This window comes from Maribacter polysaccharolyticus, from assembly GCF_028882255.1.
GTDB lineage: Bacteria > Bacteroidota > Bacteroidia > Flavobacteriales > Flavobacteriaceae > Maribacter_A > Maribacter_A polysaccharolyticus.
Genome location: NZ_JARBUY010000008.1, coordinates 4509 through 24586, shown reverse-complemented (window position 1 = coordinate 24586; position 20078 = coordinate 4509). Strand labels below are relative to the sequence as shown.

Below are 20078 nucleotides of genomic sequence, written 5' to 3'. Positions count from 1 at the left end.
AATATTTTATCTTTGATAACCCTATAAAACAAGAAAATGATCGTAAAAGAAGTAACCGGGATATTGGAAGAATTGGCCCCTTTGGGCCTTGCTGAGGATTTTGACAATGTAGGCCTTTTGGTCGGCGATGACCATCAGAAAGTTACGGGAATCCTAGTAACCTTGGATACTTTGGAAAATGTGGTCGAAGAGGCCATTGCCCAAAACTGTAACCTGATCGTCAGTTTCCATCCGATTATTTTCAACGGACTTAAAAAACTCACAGGCAAAACCTACGTTGAACGTGTGGTCATAAAAGCCATCCAAAACCATATTGCGATCTATAGCATGCATACCGCCTTGGACAATGTCATGCAAGGGGTCAATGCCGAAATCTGTCGGGTATTGGACATCATGGAACCCAAAATACTTATCCCCCAAAAAAACACCATCAAAAAACTGACCACCTATGTACCCCTTGAAGCGGCCGACGATCTAAAAAACGCATTATTCGAAGCTGGGGCGGGTACTATCGGCAACTATAGCAACTGTAGCTTTTCTGCCGAGGGTACGGGCTCGTACAAAGCCAATGAAAATGCCCATCCCACAAAAGGCCGGATAGGCCAAACCCATTTTGAGAAAGAAATGCAACTCAACATTACCTTTAAATCCCATGTTGAAAAGAAAGTAATGAGCGCCCTCTTTAAGCACCACCCGTATGAAGAAGTGGCCTATGAGGTCCTTACCCTTGAAAATACCGATCAAGATATCGGGATGGGCATGATAGGCCACCTCGAAAAACCGATGAAGGAGGTCGATTTTCTGCTCAAGGTCAAGGAAAGGATGCATGCCCATGGTATTCGACACTCCGCCTTACGGGAAAAGCCCATTGAAAAAGTAGCGGTTTTGGGAGGTAGTGGGGCTTTTGCCATAAAAGCCGCAAAAGCCTCAGGAGCAGACATTTTCATTACCGCAGACGTAAAATACCACCAGTTTTTCGAAGCGGAAGGAACAATGGTCATTGCCGATATCGGACACTATGAAACAGAACAGTTTACAAAAAATCTTTTAGTTGATTATCTTACAAAAAAAATTCCTAATTTTGCAATCCGTTTATCGGGAAGTAAAACGAATCCTATCAAGTATTTATAAGTATGGCAAAAAAAGGTGATATAACCGTAGAAGAGAAGCTTAGGGCATTGTACGACTTGCAATTAATCGATTCCAGAGTTGATGAAATACGGAATGTTCGAGGGGAGTTACCCTTAGAGGTCGAGGATTTGGAAGATGATGTACTTGGTTTGAAAACCAGATTGGACAAGCTAAAGACCGATGTTGAGACGATAAACTTCGAAATTACGGCAAAGAAAAACCTGATCGATGAATCCAAAGGATTGATCAAAAAATATACGGAGCAACAAAAAAATGTCCGTAACAGCAGGGAATTCAATTCCATCAGTAAAGAACTTGAGTTCCAGGAATTGGAAATACAACTTGCCGAAAAGAACATCAAGGAGTTCAAAGCCCAGATAGAGCAGAAAAAAGAGGTGATTGCCGCTACCAAAGAAAAATTAAGCGAGCGCGAATCACATTTAAAACATAAAAAAAGTGAATTGGACGCTATTTTGGCCGAAACCGAAAAAGAAGAAAAAGCACTTTTAAGCAAATCATTGGAGTACCAAGAGCAAATCGAGGAACGTTTGGTGAAGGCATATACAAGAATCAGGAATAACGTAAAAAACGGTCTTGCAGTCGTACCTATCGAAAGGGGGGCCTCAGGAGGTTCTTTCTTTACCATACCACCACAGGTTCAGGTAGAGATCGCATCACGCAAAAAAATAATTACCGACGAACATAGTGGAAGAATCCTAGTCGATCCCGTTTTGGCCGAGGAAGAAGCCGAAAAAATGGAGAAATTGTTCGGTGAGATCTAATAGTTCGTTTACACTATAATCAAAGACCATCCTTGTTGATGGTCTTTTTTTTATACCTCTATTTTGATGCACTTCCACCCAATAAAACGATTATTTATTGGACGCGATTATTTCGGCCCAGATCGAACACATAGGTTACGATTCAGAAAAACCATCCAAGGATCGACGGTGTTAAAAAAACTGATTTTTATCATACCCACTCATTTTTTTGGCCAAAAGGCCCTTTTTGATCCGCTTACAATATTTTCCATTAAAAGGATGTCACAACCGGTTTTTGCACTTTTATGATTATAACCCAACAATTAAAGGCATTTCTGTTATTTTAACCACCCTAAATAGCATAAAATTCATCTTTGTGATCAAACATGACATTTATCATATAATCGATCTTGAACATTGCGCTATCTTTGCAGCTTCAAAATAAAAAATACAAAAAAATGAAAATTACATTCAAACCTTTTAACAAAAGTATCCTCCTATTATTTTCCCTTTTGTTGACCCAAACGATCTTTTCACAAGAGTTCAAACTTTCCAAGACCGGTTCTTCAATGACCGTTTTGGGAACTTCATCAATACACGATTGGGAAATCGTCGCGGAAGAACAATCAGGAACCATACAACTCGGGAACGATGGTGATAATATCACTATCAAAGCCTTAAAATTGACCATTCCTGCAGAAAGCCTTAAAAGTGGAAAAGGCATGATGGACAACAACACCTATAAGGCGTTAAAGACCGACAAGTACAAAAACATCGTATTTGAAATGACCAAGGTAAAAGAAATCGTACCCAATGGCAACAACACCTACAAGGTAGCATGCTCAGGAGATTTGACCTTATGTGGGGTAACCAAAAACTTATCGGAAAACTTCTTGATGACCGTAACCAATGACAAAGTTACCCTTACCGGTGAAAATTCCTTTAAAATGACAGAATTCGGAATAACCCCTCCAAAAGCCCTAATGGGAACCATTAAAACCGGGGATGAGGTAACCATCAAGTATGCTTCGGTATTGACCAAATAATCTTTTGAATATCCATTAATATTATCAACAACTATATCAAATTAAATTTTAACAAGTATGAAAACGACAATCAGTAAATTAATTTTCGCAGCTATAATGGTCTCGGGCCTTTTTGTGACTGCACAGGACAGAAACCTTGACAACTACAGGCAGCCCAGTAAAGATGGAATCAATGTTTTTGAAGCCCCAAAAGACACCGTAAGCACTTTTGAAAACGTGAAAGTAAGGGTAGGTGGAGCCTTTGCCCTTCAATTCCAAGCCTTTGACCATGAAAATTCAGGTGCCGTTGAATTGAAAGAACTAGGTGATAACTTTAACTTGGCTACTGCCAACCTCGATCTAGATGTTGCTTTGGCCGATGGTGTGGGAATGCACCTTAGGACCTACCTTTCTTCAAGGCACCACACCGAGCCTTACGTAAAAGGAGGATATTTCCAAATTGACAATTTGAATTTCATCAGCCCCGGTTTCATGGAAGATCTTATGAAGAAAGTAACCATTAAGGTTGGGCATATGGAATTGAACTATGGTGATGGCCACTTTAGAAGAAGTGACAACGCCATGGCCTTATACAATCCTTTCGTAGGGAATTACATCATGGATGCCTTTACTACCGAAGTAGGTGGGGAAGTATACTATAGGGACAACGGATTTATCGCAATGGTTGGTCTTTCCAATGGTAAATTGAACCAAAGCGCAACCAGTCCTGATACTACCGATCCTTCAGTTATCGCCAAATTAGGATACGACAAGCAAATAAACGATGATTTACGTTTTAGATTGACCGGTTCCCTTTACCAAACCAACAAATCTTCACGAACTTATTTATATGCAGGTGACAGGGCCGGTTCTAGATATTACTTCGTAATGGAAGATACAGACGCTACTTCTTCTGACAACTTCAGATCAGGACGATTCGATCCAGGGTTTAGCAATAAACTTTCTTCGATCATGATCAACCCATTTGTGAAGTACAAAGGATTGGAGTTCTTTGGAGCATTGGAGTTCTCTAGCGGTAAAACCACTGCAGAAACCGAAAATAGGACAGCCAACCAATTTGTTGGGGAGCTTTTATACCGATTCGGACAAAACGAGAATTTCTACGTTGGCACAAGATATAACTCCGTTTCTGCCGAAACAACCGATGGTTACGATGTTGATATCAATAGATTCAATATCGGTGGAGGTTTATTCTTCACTAAAAACGTCATGGCCAAATTGGAATATGTATCACAAACCTATGACGGATATGATGCCACAAGTATTTACAACGACGGTAAATTCAATGGTATAATGCTTGAAGCCGTAATCAGTTTCTAATATTTTTTTTATAAGTTTACACAATTATCCTAGGAATATTGATTTTATATTCCTAGGATTTTTGCCCTTAAGTCTATATTGCAAACAAAGTCTTATAAATTTTAACCTATGAAAACCCTTATTCTTTTTCTTTTTGGATTTCTAAGTTTATCATTTTTAAAAAACGATGAAGCGATAAATACAACTGAAATTTTCATCGCTTCCGATAGCGAACTTATCATCTCCGGAACCAGTAACATCAATAGCTTTGATTGCTCTTATAATTTGAACAATTTAAATGACCCCATTCGTGTAAATTTCAAGAACAATGGAGGGCATATGGACTTCGATTCCACCCTATTGAAATTACAGAACACCTATTTTGATTGCGGACACAACCGAATCAACAAGGATTTCAACCAGCTTTTGAAAACCAGCCAATACCCCAATATCACCCTGGAGCTGAACAACGTAAAATACCTTGACAACAAAACCATTGCAGATGTGTCGATTGTCATTGCCAATGTCAAACGAAATTATCAAGTCCCTATCGAGCTATCCAAAGACAAAAACTTCAAGGCCAAAGGGGAGATGAACATACATCTGAGCGATTTTAATCTCAAAGCGCCGAAAAAAGCCCTAGGGCTTATTGTGGTGAACGATGCCTTGACCGTACATTTTGATCTAACCCTTAAGCAACATTCCTAGTTCTTATCTTTTTACAGGGTAATGGGTAAAACGATGTCTATGTTATGCCCTAGCCAAAAGACCTAGCATTTTTTGTTCCACTTCCTCCGAATCCCAATTGGTTTCGATATCTGGAAGTTCCATGACCTGTTCCATGATTTTTTCCTGGGCATCCCCGATGGCCAAAGCCTCGGCATAGGGCCTATCGGAAAATGTTACCCTGGAGTATAGCGGAACCCACTTATCCGGGTATTTTTCCGCAAACCTATTTTCAATCTTTTTTTGAAGCAAAAATTTGGAATCTGCCGTTTTACTGCTCATTTCAATAAAATTGCGATAACTCAATTCCGCAATGGCATCGGCATTCGGTTTCCGTTCTTTTTGATAGGTTTGGAAAATGGTCTCCCAATCGTCACCATAGTCCTGGATCAATTTATTGAGCATATAAATGTCCTCGAAACCGGCATTCATTCCTTGTCCGTAAAAAGGGACAATGGCATGGGCCGAATCGCCCACTAGGGCCACTTTGTCCCAATAGGTCCATGGATAGCACTTCATGGTGACCATGGCACTGGTAGGGTTCGTAAAGAAATCAGTGGCCAAATTTTCAATTTCATGGTCTACACTGGGGAAACTGGTCTCAAAAAACCTTTCGGCATCTTCCTTGGTCTTAATACTTTCAAAAGAAACCTCCCCTTCAAAAGGCATGAACAGGGTACAGGTAAAACTACCATCCAAATTGGGCATGGCGATGAACATGTACTTTCCCCTTGGCCAAATATGAAAGGAATGGGCATCCAATTTATGCGTGCCATCGGCATTTGCCGGAATGGTCAACTCTTTATACCCAACATCAATGAAATCCTGGGAATAATCGAACCTGCTACGGCGTTGCATTTTATGCCGCACCCGGGAGAAGGCCCCATCGCAACCAAAGATCAAATCGAATTGATACTCTTTCCACTCCCCTTTTTCGGTGGCCCCGGTAAATAATTTGGCTTCGGGCAGATCTACATCCCATACTTTTTCCTCGAACTTAAAGGTCACCCCAGCCGCTTCGGCCAGATCGATCATCCTACGGTTCAACACCCCTCTCGATATCGACCAAATCGCCTCCCCATCCTTGCCATATTCCTGAAAATACATGGGTTTACCTACCAAATGCATGGCCCTTTTATTTAAGGGAATCGCTATTTTTTTGATTTCTTCCTCAATACCGATTTCCGACAGGGCTTTCCAACCCCTATTGCTCATGGCCAGATTAATGGAACGCCCTGAAAAAACTATGGTCCTGATATCGGGTCTACGATCGAAGACAGTGACCGTATGGCCATGCTTTCTAAGATAAATGGCCAATAGGGAACCTACCAGACCAGATCCTACGATGGCAATGTTCTTGGGTTGTTGTTTCATTCTAAATTGGGAAAAAATACGGTTAGCATGTAAATTTAGTAAAATAAACCGCAATCCTACAATTACCGGAATATGGGAACCTTGGCATCCCCGCCCCGGATCGAAGTCGCCTACCCCCCCCTAATGGCAACATCCAAAACGACTTCTAGGTGCGTATATATTTTACATTCCGCTTCGGCGTCACTATATATCACAAAAAAAGTCCTTCACAATCGGATTGTGAAGGACTTGTTATTTTCCATGCCATTCTTAAGCAAGTGGGTTATTCCAATATACCGTCTACGATTCCGTAGGCTATGGATTCCTCTGCATTCATCCAATAATCACGGTCAAAATCCCTAAGCACCTTTTCATAATCCTGATCACAGTTCTCGGCCAAGATCTTTGCACTCAATTCTTTCGTCTTGATGATTTCCTTTGCCTGGATCTCTATATTCGATGCCTGACCCCGAGCTCCGCCACTTGGCTGATGGATCATTACTTGGGCATGGGGCTGAATAAAACGTCTTCCCTTTTTACCCACGGATAGCAATATCGATCCCATGGAGGCCGCAAGCCCCGTACAAATGGTCGACACCGGACTTTTTAATGACTTGATGGTATCATACATGGCGAAACCTGAAGTCACATATCCCCCAGGGCTATTGATGAACAACTGGATCTCTTTATTATTCTGCATATCCAAATACAACAAACGATCGATTACGTGCTTGGCCGATTCATCATCTACCATGCCCCAAAGAAAGACCTTGCGTTCTTCCAATAACTTTTCATCTATTGCTTCCTGTACTTTTCCCTTTTTAGAACTCATCCTATTTAATTTAAGAATTCAAAACTAAGCAATTTATTAAAAATAAACTTATCTCAAGGTTATCGAATTACATTAAAAAAAAGCCGGTGCCCCTATAGGTGTCTTTTCCTTCCTTCCCGTCCCTTATTTGTGCCATCCCAAATGCTCGGGGATGCCCCGAAGCCGTCCGTTTTGCATCAATTTAACCTTATTTTATGTTTGCGTGCCCTCCCGTTATTGGCGCGTATGCGTTATATTTGAACAAACCTATGAAATGAGAATAACCACCTTCCTTCTGTTTTCCCTGTTATGTATGGGGTGTAAAACAGAAAAAAAAGAGGCCAAGCCTACCCCTGAAAAAGCATTCACCATAGTGGAAAAAATAGCCAATGCACATGGTTTCCAAGAATGGAAAAATGTGGGGGAGCTACGCTTTACCTTTAATGTAGATCGGGACAGCTCCCATTTTGAGCGCAGTTGGATCTGGGATATCAACAACAACCAAGTAACCGCCATTTCCCAAAAAGATACCGTTACCTACCACAGGGCGCAGTTGGACAGTATTACCGATAAAATAAACGGTAAATTCATCAACGACAAATATTGGTTATTGGCCCCGTTCAACCTGGTTTGGGACAAAGGGAATTATACGTATGAACATTACGAAAACGAAGTGGCTCCCCTAAGCCATAAAACCATGCACAAAGTAACGCTTGTCTATGGCAATGAAGGAGGATACACCCCTGGCGATGCTTACGACCTTTATTTTGGTGATGATTACCGCATACAGGAATGGGTATTTAGAAAAGGAAACAGTCCGGAAGCATCCCTAGTGACCATCTGGGAAGACTATGCGGATATAAACGGACTCCAAATTTCACGGAAACGCAGTAATGACAAAGGTTTTTTATTGTATTTCACCCATTTGGCCGCACAAAAAAAATAAATCCGGACTTACGTAATCACACGTTTACGATGCAATAGCAGGGTTGCCATTAAGATAAGGAGGACACAACCCAACAGCCCTATAAAGCAAATAACCAAGGACCACGTCTTGGCAACAACCCCTAAAATGGGAGGGGCGACCAAAAATCCGGAATACCCCATACCTGCGATAAAGGAAACCCCTTGGGCCGAGTTGATTCCCGGGACATTACCACCAATGCGGAAAAACTCCGGGGCCATGACCGAAAATCCCAAACCGATCAGAGCAAATCCTAAAATCGCCATATACGTAACCGTAGAAAGTACCATAACAAACCCGACGATGGCCGTACATGCCCCCAAGGCCACGATTTTCACCGATCCGATCTTGGTGCTTATGGCATCTGCCACAAAGCGCCCCAGGGTCATGGTGATTTGAAACCCCAAAAATCCGGCACCCCATAATGCTTCGGGAGCCATACTTATTTCCTTTAGATACAAGCCACTCCAATCTATAATGGCCCCTTCGCTCCCCATAGCGATAAACGCCACCGCACCAATGACCATCAAGGGTTTAAAAAGTTTCATATTAAAGGGTTCTTTACGCACCGGGGCCGCCTTTACGTGGTAATACCGCTTAAAGAAAATCGCGTTCACGCCAAGGACCAAGACCACCGCCATAAGCATGTGTACGGGCGGACTACCGATGGCCATGATAAAGAAACTTCCCAAGCCGGCCAAAACACCCCCTAGGCTAAAAAAGCCATGGGCCGCCGACATGAACATTTGCCGGTCCTGTTTTTCTATCTCGGTGACCAGGGTATTCATGGCGATATCGGTAAAGCCATTAAAAGCGCCGAATAGGTATAACGCCCCCATAAGCAGGTAATAATCTGGGGCCAAAAGCGGCAACAAGGCCATGATACTGCTACCGAGGATCCCCAGGGAAGTCGCCTTCCCCACCCCTATTTTATTGATGACCTTGGCGGCAATGGGAAAAACGGTAAATACGCCAAACGATAAAAAAAAGATGGCAATCCCCAAATCGGCCTTATCGATCCCCAATTTTTCCTTGACCGATGGAATATAGATGACCCAAGTACCGAAGAGAATGTTAAGACTCGCAAATACCCATGCCGGCCCAAAATAGCGTGGATTTTTCAAGATGGTCCGAAGTGATTTCATTGGTAAGGATTTTTTCGGCAAAACTACTTAAAATCGCTTATGCACACTACTTATTTTGCCTTAAAACACCCTGCTTCAGAAGTTGCCCGAACCGGTACATATCCTCATACGAACAATAAAAAGGAGCCGGTGCCAAACGCATGACATTGGGCTCGCGCCAATCGGCAATGACCCCTTGCCCCATCAGAAAATCAAATAGGGATCTTCCTTGTCCGTGCAGTAATACACTGAGCTGACACCCTCGGTCTTTCGGGGTAATGACCTCAAAGCTACCCCCTACTTCCTTGGCGATTTCTTCAAGGATGAATTCGAGATACGCAACGATCCGCTGCCTTTTCCCGACCAAGGCATCCATACCCACTTCCTCAAAAAGTTGTAATGAAGCCAAATAAGGTGCCAATGCCAATACCGGCGGATTACTGATCTGCCAGGCATCGGCAGTTTCCATGGGTTCAAAAACGGGCTTCATCAAAAATCGGGTTTCCTTTTTGGTGCCCCACCAGCCTTCGAACCGCGGTATTTGGTCCTGACCCAAATGTTTTTTATTGATGAACACCCCGGAAGCATTGCCCGGGCCGCTGTTCATATATTTATAACTGCACCAAGCCGCAAAATCAACATCCCAATCGTGCAATGCCAAGGTGACATTACCTACCGCATGGGCCAAATCCCATCCCACCATGGCTCCAACGGCCTTTCCGGCCTTTGTAATGGTCGCCATATCGAACGCCTGACCGTTATAGTAGTTTACCCCACCGATCAACACCAGGGCAAGTTCTTCCCCCAATTCCCCTATTTTGGCCAATACATCCTCGGTGCGCCAAAAGTGCTCCCCTTTTCTTTTCTTGACCTCAACGATGGCCTCATCGGGATCCATACCATGAAACCGCACTTGACTGTTCAAAAGATATTGATCACTGGGAAAGGCCTTTTCCTCACATAAGATCTTAAACCGTTTTTTTGTAGGACGGTAAAAGGATACCAGCATTAAATGAAGGTTGACACTCAAGGTATTCATCACGGAGACCTCTTCGGGAAGTGCGCCCACAACCTTTGCCAAGGGTTTGGCCAAGCGTTCATGATAATCCCACCAGGGTTTATCGGCATGAAAATGACCTTCAACTCCCAACTTTCTCCAATCCTCCATGACCTCATCAACATAGGCCTGGGCGATTTTAGGCTGTAGGCCAAGGGAATTTCCGGTAAAATATATGACCTGTTTGCCCGCTATTTGGGGAAAATGAAATTGTTCCCTATAATCTCGTAGGTTGTCCGCGGCATCGAGCTGTTGTGCAAAGGCGCGGGTATTTTGGAATTGCATAGGCTTCTTTTGTTCAAAAGTACGATTTCGGATTAAAAAACAAGGGCTTTAAAGCCACCGTTATTCCAACCGCATTTCGATGATATGTCTCTTGAATCCGGCTTTTTCATACGCCCTAATGGCACTCCCATTACCGTTATAGACGGTCAATCTTATTTCTTTCAACCCTTTGGCATATGACCATTCCTTTAAACCTTCCAAAATCTTGGTGTTCACCCCCCTGCCCCGATATTCAGGGACCGTGTACATAAAACCCAAATACGAATAGCGCTCGTGTACCAGATACGGTTTTGCAGGTTTGATCAAGGCATAGCCCGATGCGATGACCTTACCCCCAATTTCGGCCACGACCACATGGGCATCGTCATCTTCGATCATTGCCCCGATATCATAATAGGAAATGGGATCTGCATCCAGGGTAACATCAAAAGGCCTTTCCGCTTGGATCACCCCTTGTTCAAAGCTTCGCAAAAGCTCCAGATCGTCTAGGACCGCCCCTCTGACCGTAATCGAATCCATAGTTCGTTGAATTAAAAAGTCCACTTCTTGAAATTTCAAGATAGTACATATTTAGCTACTTTTACAAAAAAATAAGGTATGCATTTTTTATCTTCGGACATCGAGGAATATATACAGGAGCATTCGGAAAACGAACCCGAATTACTACAAGCCCTTTCCCGTGAAACCCACCTAAAAGTCATTCAGCCCAGAATGATCACCGGGCATTTTCAAGGGAGGGTCCTTAGCCTGCTCTCGAAAATCATACGCCCCATCAACATTCTCGAAATAGGCACCTATACGGGCTATTCTGCCTTATGCCTTGCCGAAGGCCTTCGCAAAGACGGCCAATTGCACACCATCGACATCAATGAGGAACTCGGCAGCATACAGCGCAAGTATTTCGACCAAAGTACGTTTGGACCCCAGATCGTACAACATACCGGAGACGCCCTAAAGATCATCCCTACCTTGGACATGACCTTTGATTTGGTGTTTATAGATGCCGAGAAAAAGGATTATCCCAAATATTATGAAGCGGCCCTTGAGAAGACCACTTCGGGCAGTATCATCCTCTCGGACAATGTATTGTGGTCGGGTAAAGTGGTAGAACCCGTAAAGGAAAAGGACAAGACCACCAAGGTACTTTTGGAGTACAACCGAATGCTCAAGAACGATCCACGGGTAGAGACCGTGCTGTTGCCCATCAGGGACGGGTTAACCCTAAGTAGGGTACGATAATCCTCTGGTACAGGTTGTAAAAAGCGAAAGCGGTGAGTATACCCACCAAGGCCCCGACAATGATATCCGATGGGTAATGCACCCCAAGGTACATTCTGCTCAAGGCGAAAAGTAAGGGCCAAATATAAAATACCCAACACCACTTAACCCTTTTGTACAGAAAAAGGACAATGATCGAGGTGATCGAAAAAGAACTGGCCGCATGACCGGAGAAAAAACTAAACGTGGAGGGGTCGTGTACGATACGCAGCATGATGCGCACCGCTTCATCATTATTGGGGCGTAACCGGGCAAAATAGCCCTTGGTCAAATCGGTGGCCATTAAGATAAAACCGATCAAGGCCACTACCGTCAAGGTGACATAAATGGCTTCCTTACGCTTATATTTCCAAAAAATCAGGACGAAAAAAAACATGAACAGGGGGACCCAAGTGTAAATATTGGTAACGGTCAACCAAAAATGATCGTATCTCTCGATCCCTAAACCATTAATAAAAACCAGTGCATCCCTATCCCATTGCAAAATTCTTTCGAGCATAGGTAACGTTGTTTATTTCCGCTTTACAGTACCGCTGACATCATCGACATTCTTTTTAATGTCCTCATATCCTTTTTTAAGGTCATCGCCCAATCCGGATTGCAGGTTTCCTTTTACCTCATTGATATCCTTTTTGATATCCTCAACGAAACTGGTATCGATCCCTTGCTTTTCGGCGCTTTTTTGAATCTCCTGTTTTATATCTTCGGTAGCATCCTTGAGCTGGCGCATACCTTTCCCCAAGCCCCTGGCTATATCGGGAATCTTATCGGCACCGAATACCATCACCACAATGAACATGATGAAAAAAATCTCAGCACCGCTGATAAATAAAAACAACATTGAATACATACGCCAAATATAGTGAAGTTTACTTGCTAAATAAAAAAGAGGACCTTTAAAAAGTGCGTCTACCTGTATCATCGTAACGGGGTCGGGAACAACGTTTTACCGTTCTCCAAGCTATATCGACCACCCGAAACGGGACAGATCCAAAGATCACACGAATTAAAAATCCTCCTTTTTTGTTATCGCAAACGGTAATTACCCTTTTACGTTCGACTTGAACCTATCAAAGTCGTCTTGCTGTTCTTGTTTTGGCCATGAATTATTGCTGGTATCGATATCGGCGGTTTCCTCTTTGGGATCTACCATGATACCAACCAATTCACTTTGGGAAGAAAGCACCAATTTAACTTCGGTATCGTTCTTTCTCCAAATCTCCGGTGGGTAGGTAATGTTTTCCTTGGTCCCATCGGCATAGGTATATTCAACGATCAAAGGCATGGGTATACCTCCTGGCTTGTCATAAGTAACCTCGTAGAAGTACTTCGGACTTTTAACCTTCGCCCTTTCTTCGGCCGTCATATTGTCCATCATGAATTCCCGTAGGTTCTTTGAACTTTGAAGCGGTGACTTCCCTTTTAAATTCGGGTCAAAATCCTCGCTATCCTCATCGGCCAAATACACTAAAGGAGGTAAATCGGCTTCGGTAAGGTTGCGCTCGGCCATATACTCCTGCATTTTTTTACCGGGTTTATCCGATACGTAATACTTTTTGATCCCCTTTACCCCTATATCAACATAATCGGTGGTATAGAACCAACTTCTCCAAAACCAGTCCAGATCCACGGCAGAGGCATCTTCCATGGTCCTAAAGAAATCCTCAGGGGTAGGATGCTTGAATTTCCAACGTTGTGCATAGGTTTTGAAAGCATGATCGAAGAGCTCACGTCCCATGACGGTTTCCCTTAATATATTCAAGGCCGTAGCTGGCTTGGCGTAAGCGTTTGGTCCCAACTGGTAAACGTTCTCAGGATTCGACATGATCGGCGAGATCGTACTTTGGTCGCCACTCATATAAGGTACTATCTTTTTTGGATCTCCCCTTCTGGAAGGATAGGACTTTTCCGGAGCGATCACATCTGGATGCTCTTCCCCGAATTCCTGTTCTGCCAAATATTGCATAAAGGTATCAAGACCTTCGTCCATCCATCCCCATTGGCGTTCATCGGAATTGACGATCATAGGAAAGAAATTGTGCCCTACCTCATGAATGATCACACTGAGCATCCCGAATTTGGTACGATCCGAGTAACTACCGTCTTCGTTGGGCCTACCGTAGTTCCAGCAGATCATGGGATATTCCATTCCTTGATTTTTCGCATGTACCGAAATGGCTTTCGGGTAAGGATAATCAAAGGTATGTTTTGAATAGGTCTTTAAGGTCTGTACAACGGCCATGGTAGAATAGTCGCCCCACAAAGGATTACCTTCTTTTGGGTAAAGCGATATGGCCATTACGTCCCTGTTGCCCATTTTAACGGCCTGCATGTCCCAAACGAATTTTCGGGAAGTCGCAAAAGCGTAATCACGCACATTTTTGGCCTTGAACTTCCATGTTTTCTTTTCTTCCGAAAAACCTTTCTCTGCGGCCTCGGCCTCTGATTGGGTGACGATCACCACAGGTTTGTCGTACGACTTTGTCGCCTTTTCATACCTTTTCAGCATCTCTTTGGAAAAAACTTCCTTTCTATTCTGAAGTTCCCCCGTAGCATCGAGGACATGATCTGCAGGAACCGTGATATTCACCTCATAATCCCCAAAAGGAAGTGCGAATTCGCCTCTTCCCCAGAACTGATGGTTTTGCCATCCTTCCACATCGCTATAAACGGCCATTCTTGGAAAGAACTGTGCAATTACATAAGCCCTGTTCCCATCTTTGGAAAAATACTCATATCCCGAACGGGCCCTGTTGACCGTATGATCGGGAATGTTGTACCACCATTTGACCGAGAACGACACTTGTTCCTTACTCTTAAGCGGTTCCGCGATATTCACCCGCATCATGGTCTGGTTGATCGTATAGGATATAGGCTTCCCTGCGGCATCCTTTACGTATTCTATGTTGAATCCACCATCGAATGGCTCATCCATATACTTGCCTACGAAACCACCCGGTTGTTCGGCCAATGGGACCCCACTCCCATCCCTTAGGGGCGACTTACTGTCTTTGGCCCTAACGTTCTGGTCCAATTGCAACCATAGAAACTCAAGGACATCGGGGGAATTATTGGTATAGGTGATGGTCTCGGTGCCATAAATCCTGGCATTCTTATCATCCAATTCAATATCTATTTTGTAATCGGCCTGCTGCTGGTAGTAGTCAGGTCCGGGCGTTCCCGAAGCGGAACGATAGGTGTTGGGAGTTGCGAACTCCTGATACATTTGTCTAAACTTACTTTGGTTGGTGTGGCCTGGTTCTTTGGTGCTTTGCTCGACCTCCTGGGCAGAAACAACTGCTGTGAACAGCAATAAAATCGATGCAAAACCATACTTGATTCTCTTCATATGATGTGAAATTAATTTAAGACGGGAATTTAAAGTTTTTTCAACCATTTCTAAATGCTCCTCAGAAGTTTAACATACCTTTATTATTTTCCCTTATGAGAACAAAACTTTTCTTTGTATCCCTCACCTTTATATGAACCACATTTTGTTGTTCCCCATAAAGATCGGTAAGCACTTCGTTCTGTACGGCAATCGATTGCATGGTCGCTTCCGGAACCCCGGTGATTTCGAGATAACAGACCATGATGTCCCCATCATATTCCTTACCCAGAAAATCGTACTCCTGCACCTTCCCGTTTACGTACACCAGGAATTTTGACCTAAGGTACTTCTCGATATAGGCATCGGCCAATTGGGATTCCTTATCCGTATCCAACTGCGCCTTTATCCCGTAGCGTTCAAGAAGTAGGGCCTCAAAATCATCGATGAAAATGCGGGAAACGATCTGCAGGGCCTGGTCCTTTTCGGAATAGGTGACATTGGTAACGCTTACATAATATTTGTGGGCTGTGGCAAATGCCAATAAAGGCAAGAACAATAGCACCATACACTTTTTAAAACCATTTAATTTCATACGGTATACATTATAATTGGGACGATGCAATCTTTATGCCAGACCTTTCGATCAATCGAGTCCGTTATTTTCCTTATAAACAACACTTTTTTTCCGCATATATTCCCAGATCTTAAAGCGATCGTGGGAATCGACCAGGGATTGGAATTCGGGATCCACTTCACAGTAATACATAAAATCATCTATTTTTTCTTTCGGGATCCGAAATTCACTGGTATACAGCGAATCGGCATAAAATGTCCTGACCCGCTGGGTACGTTCATATTTCCTGTTTCTGGCGATGCGTTGTTTCAGCATTTTGGTACGGCCCGTGATGGCGTTGATCAGGGGATCGAAACCCATGAAAGGATTGGCGGTTGCCGCATACAGTTCGCGTTCTGCCTGGGTAAGGGTTTTTACGTTCGCATTGGGCAACCCCAAGGTAGACGCCGTTACCACGGGCCCGATATCGGTACGCCCCAGATCGATGGCCATATTCCCGGTAAGGTTATAGGGCATGACGACCACTTCATCCAACTCGGTGATCGATTCTTCCATTGGTACGTACAGTAATTTACTGTCAAAGACCGCTTGGGTGACCACCAGGGTCTTTCGCTTGTACTGTACGGCCGAGAATACCAACGTATCGTACAATTTGGCCGCAATGGAAAAGTACCCTTCATTATCGGAAATCGTAGCTTTCAACGCTGTCGTGTTTATGATATGGGTGGCGGCCACATCCCCGCTCTCACTATAGACCCTTCCGCTGATCTCTTTGCTTGGGAGTGTCTGGGCACTAGCAACGGCACCCGAAAAAATCAATAAAATAAGCAGTAGCCTACTTTTCCTCATCGATTTGGCTCAGGAAAATTTTACTCTGGTTCACCAAAAATTCGATCAACTCAAATTCGTTCTCCTTTCTCAATAAGGTGCGCGTAGGTATCCTAAGGTCACAATAGAGCAAGAAGGCATCGATCTTATCCTGGGGCAACTGTAGATCCTCCATAAAAAACCGATCATCATAGACCTGGCGCATGACATCACTCAGTTTCAAGGGAGGACGATTCTCTTCCTCGATCTTGTTGTTCGAAGTTACCAACGCCTTAAAGATATTCACGAAATTAATCCCATCTTTCATTCCCCTTTGGTATTGGGGCATGGCTATGTTCTCTACCTCACTCGAGCGATCTATTTCATACTCATACTGCTTGAATTGATCGTTCTTGACCTCCAGGAACTTTTCCTGTTCTTCGGAGGTGACCACGACTTCATCGAGTTTTGTTATTTTTTCTTCCACCTCTACGACCAATCGGCCCTTACGTAAGATCTCTTCGGTAACGGTAATCATACGTAAATTGAAATTCACTGCGGAAAACACCAACTCATCACCTTCTTTTACCCGGATCAGGAACTCCCCGTTGGCATTGGTAATGGTCGCCATTTCGGAGGTCGCATTGATCACGTTTTCATCGGGTACGACCATATTGCGGTGCAATACCTGTCCGCGCAATAAACTCCGACCATCATCTTCTTGTGAAAAACCGGCGTTAATGGACAATAAAAAACAAATAGAAAGTAAAAGTGGTTTCATCAAGTATAATTTACAAAATATAAAGGAAATATAACTAAACGGTTTTAAAAAACGGTCAACTGTAAACTTTTGTTAATTTGTCTTCCTGCCGCACCCGATCAAATCGGGGCACCCGCCTAAACCACTAGGGTCCAACCTTTAAAAATACGGGAAGGTTAAATGACCCTTCAACCCGATTTGCGGTGATTTCAACTCCAAAAATTAGGTATATATCGATATAATTCTATTTTTGTTCGTCATCCTATTGGGAAGTTCCTTGCGGAATTTGGATAAAATAGGTGAAAAATGGCCATCATACGTAAAAAAAGGGTGCTGTAATCCACAATACCGAAATCGGGTCGGGAATTACCCGGAGTACGGCACCCCGGATAAAACAACGCCAAGGTAGGCGTGGGTTTTAAGCAACACAAAGAAATTGGAAACTAATGAAACGAACACTATTTTTTCTGGTTTTGGGCCTTTTATGGGCCCCGACCGTTACAGGGCAGATCAAGATCGGGGACAATCCCCAGACCATAGACCCGGCATCGGTCTTGGAACTCGAAAGCGGTTCCCGGGTGCTGGTGGTCACCCGCGTAAGTACGGCAGGGATGAATGCCATTGTCCCATTGCCCGGGGCCGTGGTCTACAACACCGACCTCGAATGCTTACATTATTACAATGGTAGTGAATGGATCAATATCTGTGAGGAAGTGGGCGGTATCCCCAATTTGACCACGGATCCCTATGTTAATACCCGGAGTACCATTGTCATTACCACCAATGGGGAAAACAACCATATCGAAGTGGCTCCCAACAGCATACGTACCGAGCAGATCGTAGATGGGGGCATCAATGGGGTCGATATACAGAACAACAGTATCGGACAGGACAAACTGGCCAACGATGCCGTAAGTGCGAACGAACTCGAAGAAAATGCCGTTGGGGTAAATGCCTTGAACAATGTGGAGGTCGAGGATTATTTTACGAATGTCGTGGGCTATATCACCACGGCCGATATCGTCAGCGAAGATGGCGGAAACGACCTGATGATGGGCTTGGACGGTGGGGCCTTTTATGACGAGCAACCCGTTCTGGATGCCGTACAGGCCAACACCGATGGCATAACCGTGAATGCGGGAGCGATAACGACTAATGCCAATGCCATCAGTACTAATTCTACAGCTATCTCGGACCATATTGCCGATGATGGGGATTTGGATGATCAAAATGAGATATTGACCAGTGCTATTATTGATGGTAATGAACTGGTCTTGACGGAATCGGGTACTGAAACACGGGTTGATCTAGGTACTTTTAACAATACGGGTAGTGATAACCAGGACCTATCAACAAATGGAAACCCTGGAAATATTTCTATTGACAATGGGGGTACTCTTAATTTAAATGTCAATGATGGGGATTTCGATGCAACCAACGAAATTCAAATTGCAGCTGAGGTTGATGTAGCCACCAATCCAACGAATTATACGGAAACGGCAACAAATGTAGAGGGGCATTTGATAGGGATTGATAATGCAATAGGTACAATCATTTCCAATGGCGGATCTGATGGTGTTGTAACGAACATAGGAACAACTGGAAACAATTTAAACGTAACCGGGATCAATGGTGGATTCAATGGCAATGTGGATTTAGAACCTTTAGTGGATAACGCTGTATCGGATAATGGCTATTTAACTTCAGAAGTTGATGGCAGTATGACCAATGAAATTATCACAGCATCGACATTAACAGGTAATATCTTGACTATTACTGAAGGGGGAATTGATTTTGATATCGACTTGACCGGTCTTGGTGGGGGCGGTGAGATCCCCGATAATGAACTTATCACAAATGCTGAATTGGTCGGTACTGATTTGATTATCACCGACCCTGGTCAAACCTGGACCATTCCACTGGCATCCTTAGGAGGTGGAGGTGCAGACGGTGTTGTTACCAATGTAGAATTGCAAAGTGGAACAGATTTAGTCTTCACCGGTACGGGTGGTGGTTTTAATGGAACAATAGACCTTTCCAACATCGATACGACGCTTGACGAAGCAACCGTGGATGGCTTTGTTGCAAATAATGGCTTTCTTACTGCAGAATTGGATGGCGATGTTACCAATGAAGTAATCACCGCTTCTTCATTATCAGGTACCACCTTAACAATTACTGAAGGAGGAATTGATTTTGATATTGATTTATCTGGACTTGGAAGTGGTTCCCTCGATTTAGCCAGTGTTTTAACAAATGGCAGCAGTGCTGGGAACAGTCAAATCAATGACCTAGTAGACCCAACTTTGCCACAAGATGCTGCAACACAAAATTATGTGGAAAATAGAATAGCTACTATTCTTGCCACAGGAGGAGTCGATGGTGTGGTTTCAAATGCATTTCTTTCGGGCACTGAAATTGATTTCATTGGATCAAATGGCGGGTTCAACGGCACAGTAGATTTAGACCCTGTGTTTAGCACTGACATAGAACTTGCATCGGCTATCGCAGCTTCAGATGCCGCCGATGGGGACACCAGTAATTTCAATGAAATCCAGACCCTTTCCGTCTCAGGTGACCAACTTTCCATTTCAGGGACAGGTGGGAACACCGTCACGATTCCCTCCGGCTTAGCAGACTGGACTACAATGACCAACATTCCAGCAGATTTCGCCGATGATATCGACAACACCCTGGACGAAACTGCCGTAGACGCTTTCGTGGCCAACAACGGATACCTGACCGCTGAGGTCGATGGTGATACTACAAAT

General features: G+C 43.7%; 19 protein-coding genes. 8 read left to right on the top strand and 11 right to left on the bottom strand.

Translation table 11 applies throughout. From position 1 onward, the window contains the following. Positions 1–36 precede the first annotated feature (36 nt). The 5 genes from PHU20_RS18755 (at position 37) to PHU20_RS18735 (ending at position 4945) form a co-directional block, all read left to right on the top strand. A complete protein-coding gene (locus PHU20_RS18755) occupies positions 37–1131 on the top strand; it encodes a Nif3-like dinuclear metal center hexameric protein (protein ID WP_274826948.1) in 1095 nt (364 codons plus the stop codon). A 2-nt stretch (positions 1132–1133) separates the two neighbouring features. Continuing rightward, the gene (locus PHU20_RS18750; RefSeq protein WP_274826947.1) at positions 1134–1913 is read left to right on the top strand and encodes a zinc ribbon domain-containing protein; all 780 of its coding nucleotides are present in this window, start codon (positions 1134–1136) and stop codon (positions 1911–1913) included. A 437-nt stretch (positions 1914–2350) separates the two neighbouring features. Further along, positions 2351–2938: a YceI family protein gene (locus PHU20_RS18745; protein ID WP_274826946.1), complete on the top strand. Its 588-nt coding sequence runs from the start codon at positions 2351–2353 to the stop codon at positions 2936–2938. Positions 2939–2995: 57 nt separating this feature from the next. Next, entirely contained in the window at positions 2996–4258 is a 1263-nt protein-coding gene (locus PHU20_RS18740) for a hypothetical protein (protein ID WP_274826945.1), read from the top strand. Between the two features lie 108 nt (positions 4259–4366). Next, positions 4367–4945: a YceI family protein gene (locus PHU20_RS18735; protein WP_274826944.1), complete on the top strand. Its 579-nt coding sequence runs from the start codon at positions 4367–4369 to the stop codon at positions 4943–4945. Positions 4946–4987: 42 nt separating this feature from the next. Here PHU20_RS18735 and PHU20_RS18730 read toward each other — a convergent pair whose 3' ends face one another. Together PHU20_RS18730 and PHU20_RS18725 are read right to left on the bottom strand one after the other, a co-directional pair. Beyond that, positions 4988–6337, bottom strand: coding sequence for an FAD-dependent oxidoreductase (locus PHU20_RS18730; protein ID WP_274826943.1), 1350 nt, complete (start codon positions 6335–6337; stop codon positions 4988–4990). Positions 6338–6599: 262 nt separating this feature from the next. Then, positions 6600–7148 (bottom strand): ClpP family protease, encoded by a 549-nt coding sequence (locus PHU20_RS18725; protein WP_274826942.1) that lies wholly within the window; start codon positions 7146–7148, stop codon positions 6600–6602. 253 nt (positions 7149–7401) lie between these two features. On the opposite strand from PHU20_RS18725, the gene PHU20_RS18720 reads away from it, so the two are divergent. Next, entirely contained in the window at positions 7402–8073 is a 672-nt protein-coding gene (locus PHU20_RS18720) for a hypothetical protein (RefSeq protein WP_274826941.1), read from the top strand. An 8-nt stretch (positions 8074–8081) separates the two neighbouring features. Here the strand turns inward: PHU20_RS18720 and PHU20_RS18715 are convergent, their stop codons facing one another. Genes PHU20_RS18715 through PHU20_RS18705 form a run of 3 tightly spaced genes read right to left on the bottom strand, consistent with a single transcriptional unit; the run spans position 8082 to position 11115 of the window. Then, positions 8082–9236, bottom strand: coding sequence for an MFS transporter (locus tag PHU20_RS18715; RefSeq protein ID WP_274826940.1), 1155 nt, complete (start codon positions 9234–9236; stop codon positions 8082–8084). Between the two features lie 46 nt (positions 9237–9282). Continuing rightward, positions 9283–10557, bottom strand: a complete 1275-nt coding sequence (gene kynU, locus PHU20_RS18710) for a kynureninase (RefSeq protein ID WP_274826939.1) — start codon at positions 10555–10557, stop codon at positions 9283–9285. Between the two features lie 60 nt (positions 10558–10617). Continuing rightward, complete coding sequence (locus PHU20_RS18705) at positions 10618–11115, bottom strand: GNAT family N-acetyltransferase (RefSeq protein ID WP_338040903.1); 498 nt, start codon at positions 11113–11115, stop codon at positions 10618–10620. 39 nt (positions 11116–11154) lie between these two features. Between PHU20_RS18705 and PHU20_RS18700 the strand changes: the two genes are divergently transcribed. Next, on the top strand, positions 11155–11796 hold the full coding sequence (locus PHU20_RS18700; RefSeq protein WP_274826938.1) for an O-methyltransferase: 642 nt from the start codon (positions 11155–11157) through the stop codon (positions 11794–11796). Here the strand turns inward: PHU20_RS18700 and PHU20_RS18695 are convergent. From PHU20_RS18695 to PHU20_RS18670, 6 genes are all read right to left on the bottom strand, one after another. After that, a complete protein-coding gene (locus PHU20_RS18695; protein WP_274826937.1) occupies positions 11762–12334 on the bottom strand; it encodes a phosphatase PAP2 family protein in 573 nt (190 codons plus the stop codon). The genes PHU20_RS18700 and PHU20_RS18695 overlap by 35 nt on opposite strands. Positions 12335–12346: 12 nt before the next feature. Then, a complete protein-coding gene (locus tag PHU20_RS18690; RefSeq protein ID WP_274826936.1) occupies positions 12347–12685 on the bottom strand; it encodes a Sec-independent protein translocase subunit TatA/TatB in 339 nt (112 codons plus the stop codon). Between the two features lie 192 nt (positions 12686–12877). Further along, positions 12878–15184 (bottom strand): M1 family metallopeptidase, encoded by a 2307-nt coding sequence (locus tag PHU20_RS18685; protein ID WP_274826935.1) that lies wholly within the window; start codon positions 15182–15184, stop codon positions 12878–12880. A gap of 61 nt (positions 15185–15245) precedes the next feature. Next, entirely contained in the window at positions 15246–15758 is a 513-nt protein-coding gene (locus PHU20_RS18680; protein ID WP_274826934.1) for a DUF6702 family protein, read from the bottom strand. A gap of 51 nt (positions 15759–15809) precedes the next feature. Then, positions 15810–16589 (bottom strand): carboxypeptidase-like regulatory domain-containing protein, encoded by a 780-nt coding sequence (locus PHU20_RS18675; RefSeq protein ID WP_274826933.1) that lies wholly within the window; start codon positions 16587–16589, stop codon positions 15810–15812. Further along, positions 16576–17328 carry a hypothetical protein gene (locus tag PHU20_RS18670; RefSeq protein ID WP_274826932.1) on the bottom strand — a complete coding sequence of 251 codons (753 nt, stop codon included), beginning with the start codon at positions 17326–17328 and terminating at the stop codon, positions 16576–16578. The genes PHU20_RS18675 and PHU20_RS18670 overlap by 14 nt, the downstream gene beginning before the upstream one ends. 425 nt (positions 17329–17753) lie before the next feature. Here PHU20_RS18670 and PHU20_RS18665 point away from each other — a divergent pair. Beyond that, positions 17754–20078: beta strand repeat-containing protein (locus PHU20_RS18665; protein WP_420828691.1), on the top strand; the 2325-nt coding region annotated here is incomplete at its 3' end.

Bases quoted from the DNA above. Each gene is read 5' to 3' on its own strand.
- PHU20_RS18755 (WP_274826948.1), top strand. From the start codon at position 37: ATGATCGTAAAAGAAGTAACCGGGATATTGGAAGAATTGGCCCCTTTG.
- PHU20_RS18750 (WP_274826947.1), top strand. From the start codon at position 1,134: ATGGCAAAAAAAGGTGATATAACCGTAGAAGAGAAGCTTAGGGCATTG.
- PHU20_RS18745 (WP_274826946.1), top strand. From the start codon at position 2,351: ATGAAAATTACATTCAAACCTTTTAACAAAAGTATCCTCCTATTATTT.
- PHU20_RS18740 (WP_274826945.1), top strand. From the start codon at position 2,996: ATGAAAACGACAATCAGTAAATTAATTTTCGCAGCTATAATGGTCTCG.
- PHU20_RS18735 (WP_274826944.1), top strand. From the start codon at position 4,367: ATGAAAACCCTTATTCTTTTTCTTTTTGGATTTCTAAGTTTATCATTT.
- PHU20_RS18730 (WP_274826943.1), bottom strand. From the start codon at position 6,337: ATGAAACAACAACCCAAGAACATTGCCATCGTAGGATCTGGTCTGGTA.
- PHU20_RS18725 (WP_274826942.1), bottom strand. From the start codon at position 7,148: ATGAGTTCTAAAAAGGGAAAAGTACAGGAAGCAATAGATGAAAAGTTA.
- PHU20_RS18720 (WP_274826941.1), top strand. From the start codon at position 7,402: ATGAGAATAACCACCTTCCTTCTGTTTTCCCTGTTATGTATGGGGTGT.
- PHU20_RS18715 (WP_274826940.1), bottom strand. From the start codon at position 9,236: ATGAAATCACTTCGGACCATCTTGAAAAATCCACGCTATTTTGGGCCG.
- kynU (WP_274826939.1), bottom strand. From the start codon at position 10,557: ATGCAATTCCAAAATACCCGCGCCTTTGCACAACAGCTCGATGCCGCG.
- PHU20_RS18700 (WP_274826938.1), top strand. From the start codon at position 11,155: ATGCATTTTTTATCTTCGGACATCGAGGAATATATACAGGAGCATTCG.
- PHU20_RS18695 (WP_274826937.1), bottom strand. From the start codon at position 12,334: ATGCTCGAAAGAATTTTGCAATGGGATAGGGATGCACTGGTTTTTATT.
- PHU20_RS18690 (WP_274826936.1), bottom strand. From the start codon at position 12,685: ATGTATTCAATGTTGTTTTTATTTATCAGCGGTGCTGAGATTTTTTTC.
- PHU20_RS18685 (WP_274826935.1), bottom strand. From the start codon at position 15,184: ATGAAGAGAATCAAGTATGGTTTTGCATCGATTTTATTGCTGTTCACA.
- PHU20_RS18680 (WP_274826934.1), bottom strand. From the start codon at position 15,758: ATGAAATTAAATGGTTTTAAAAAGTGTATGGTGCTATTGTTCTTGCCT.
- PHU20_RS18675 (WP_274826933.1), bottom strand. From the start codon at position 16,589: ATGAGGAAAAGTAGGCTACTGCTTATTTTATTGATTTTTTCGGGTGCC.
- PHU20_RS18670 (WP_274826932.1), bottom strand. From the start codon at position 17,328: ATGAAACCACTTTTACTTTCTATTTGTTTTTTATTGTCCATTAACGCC.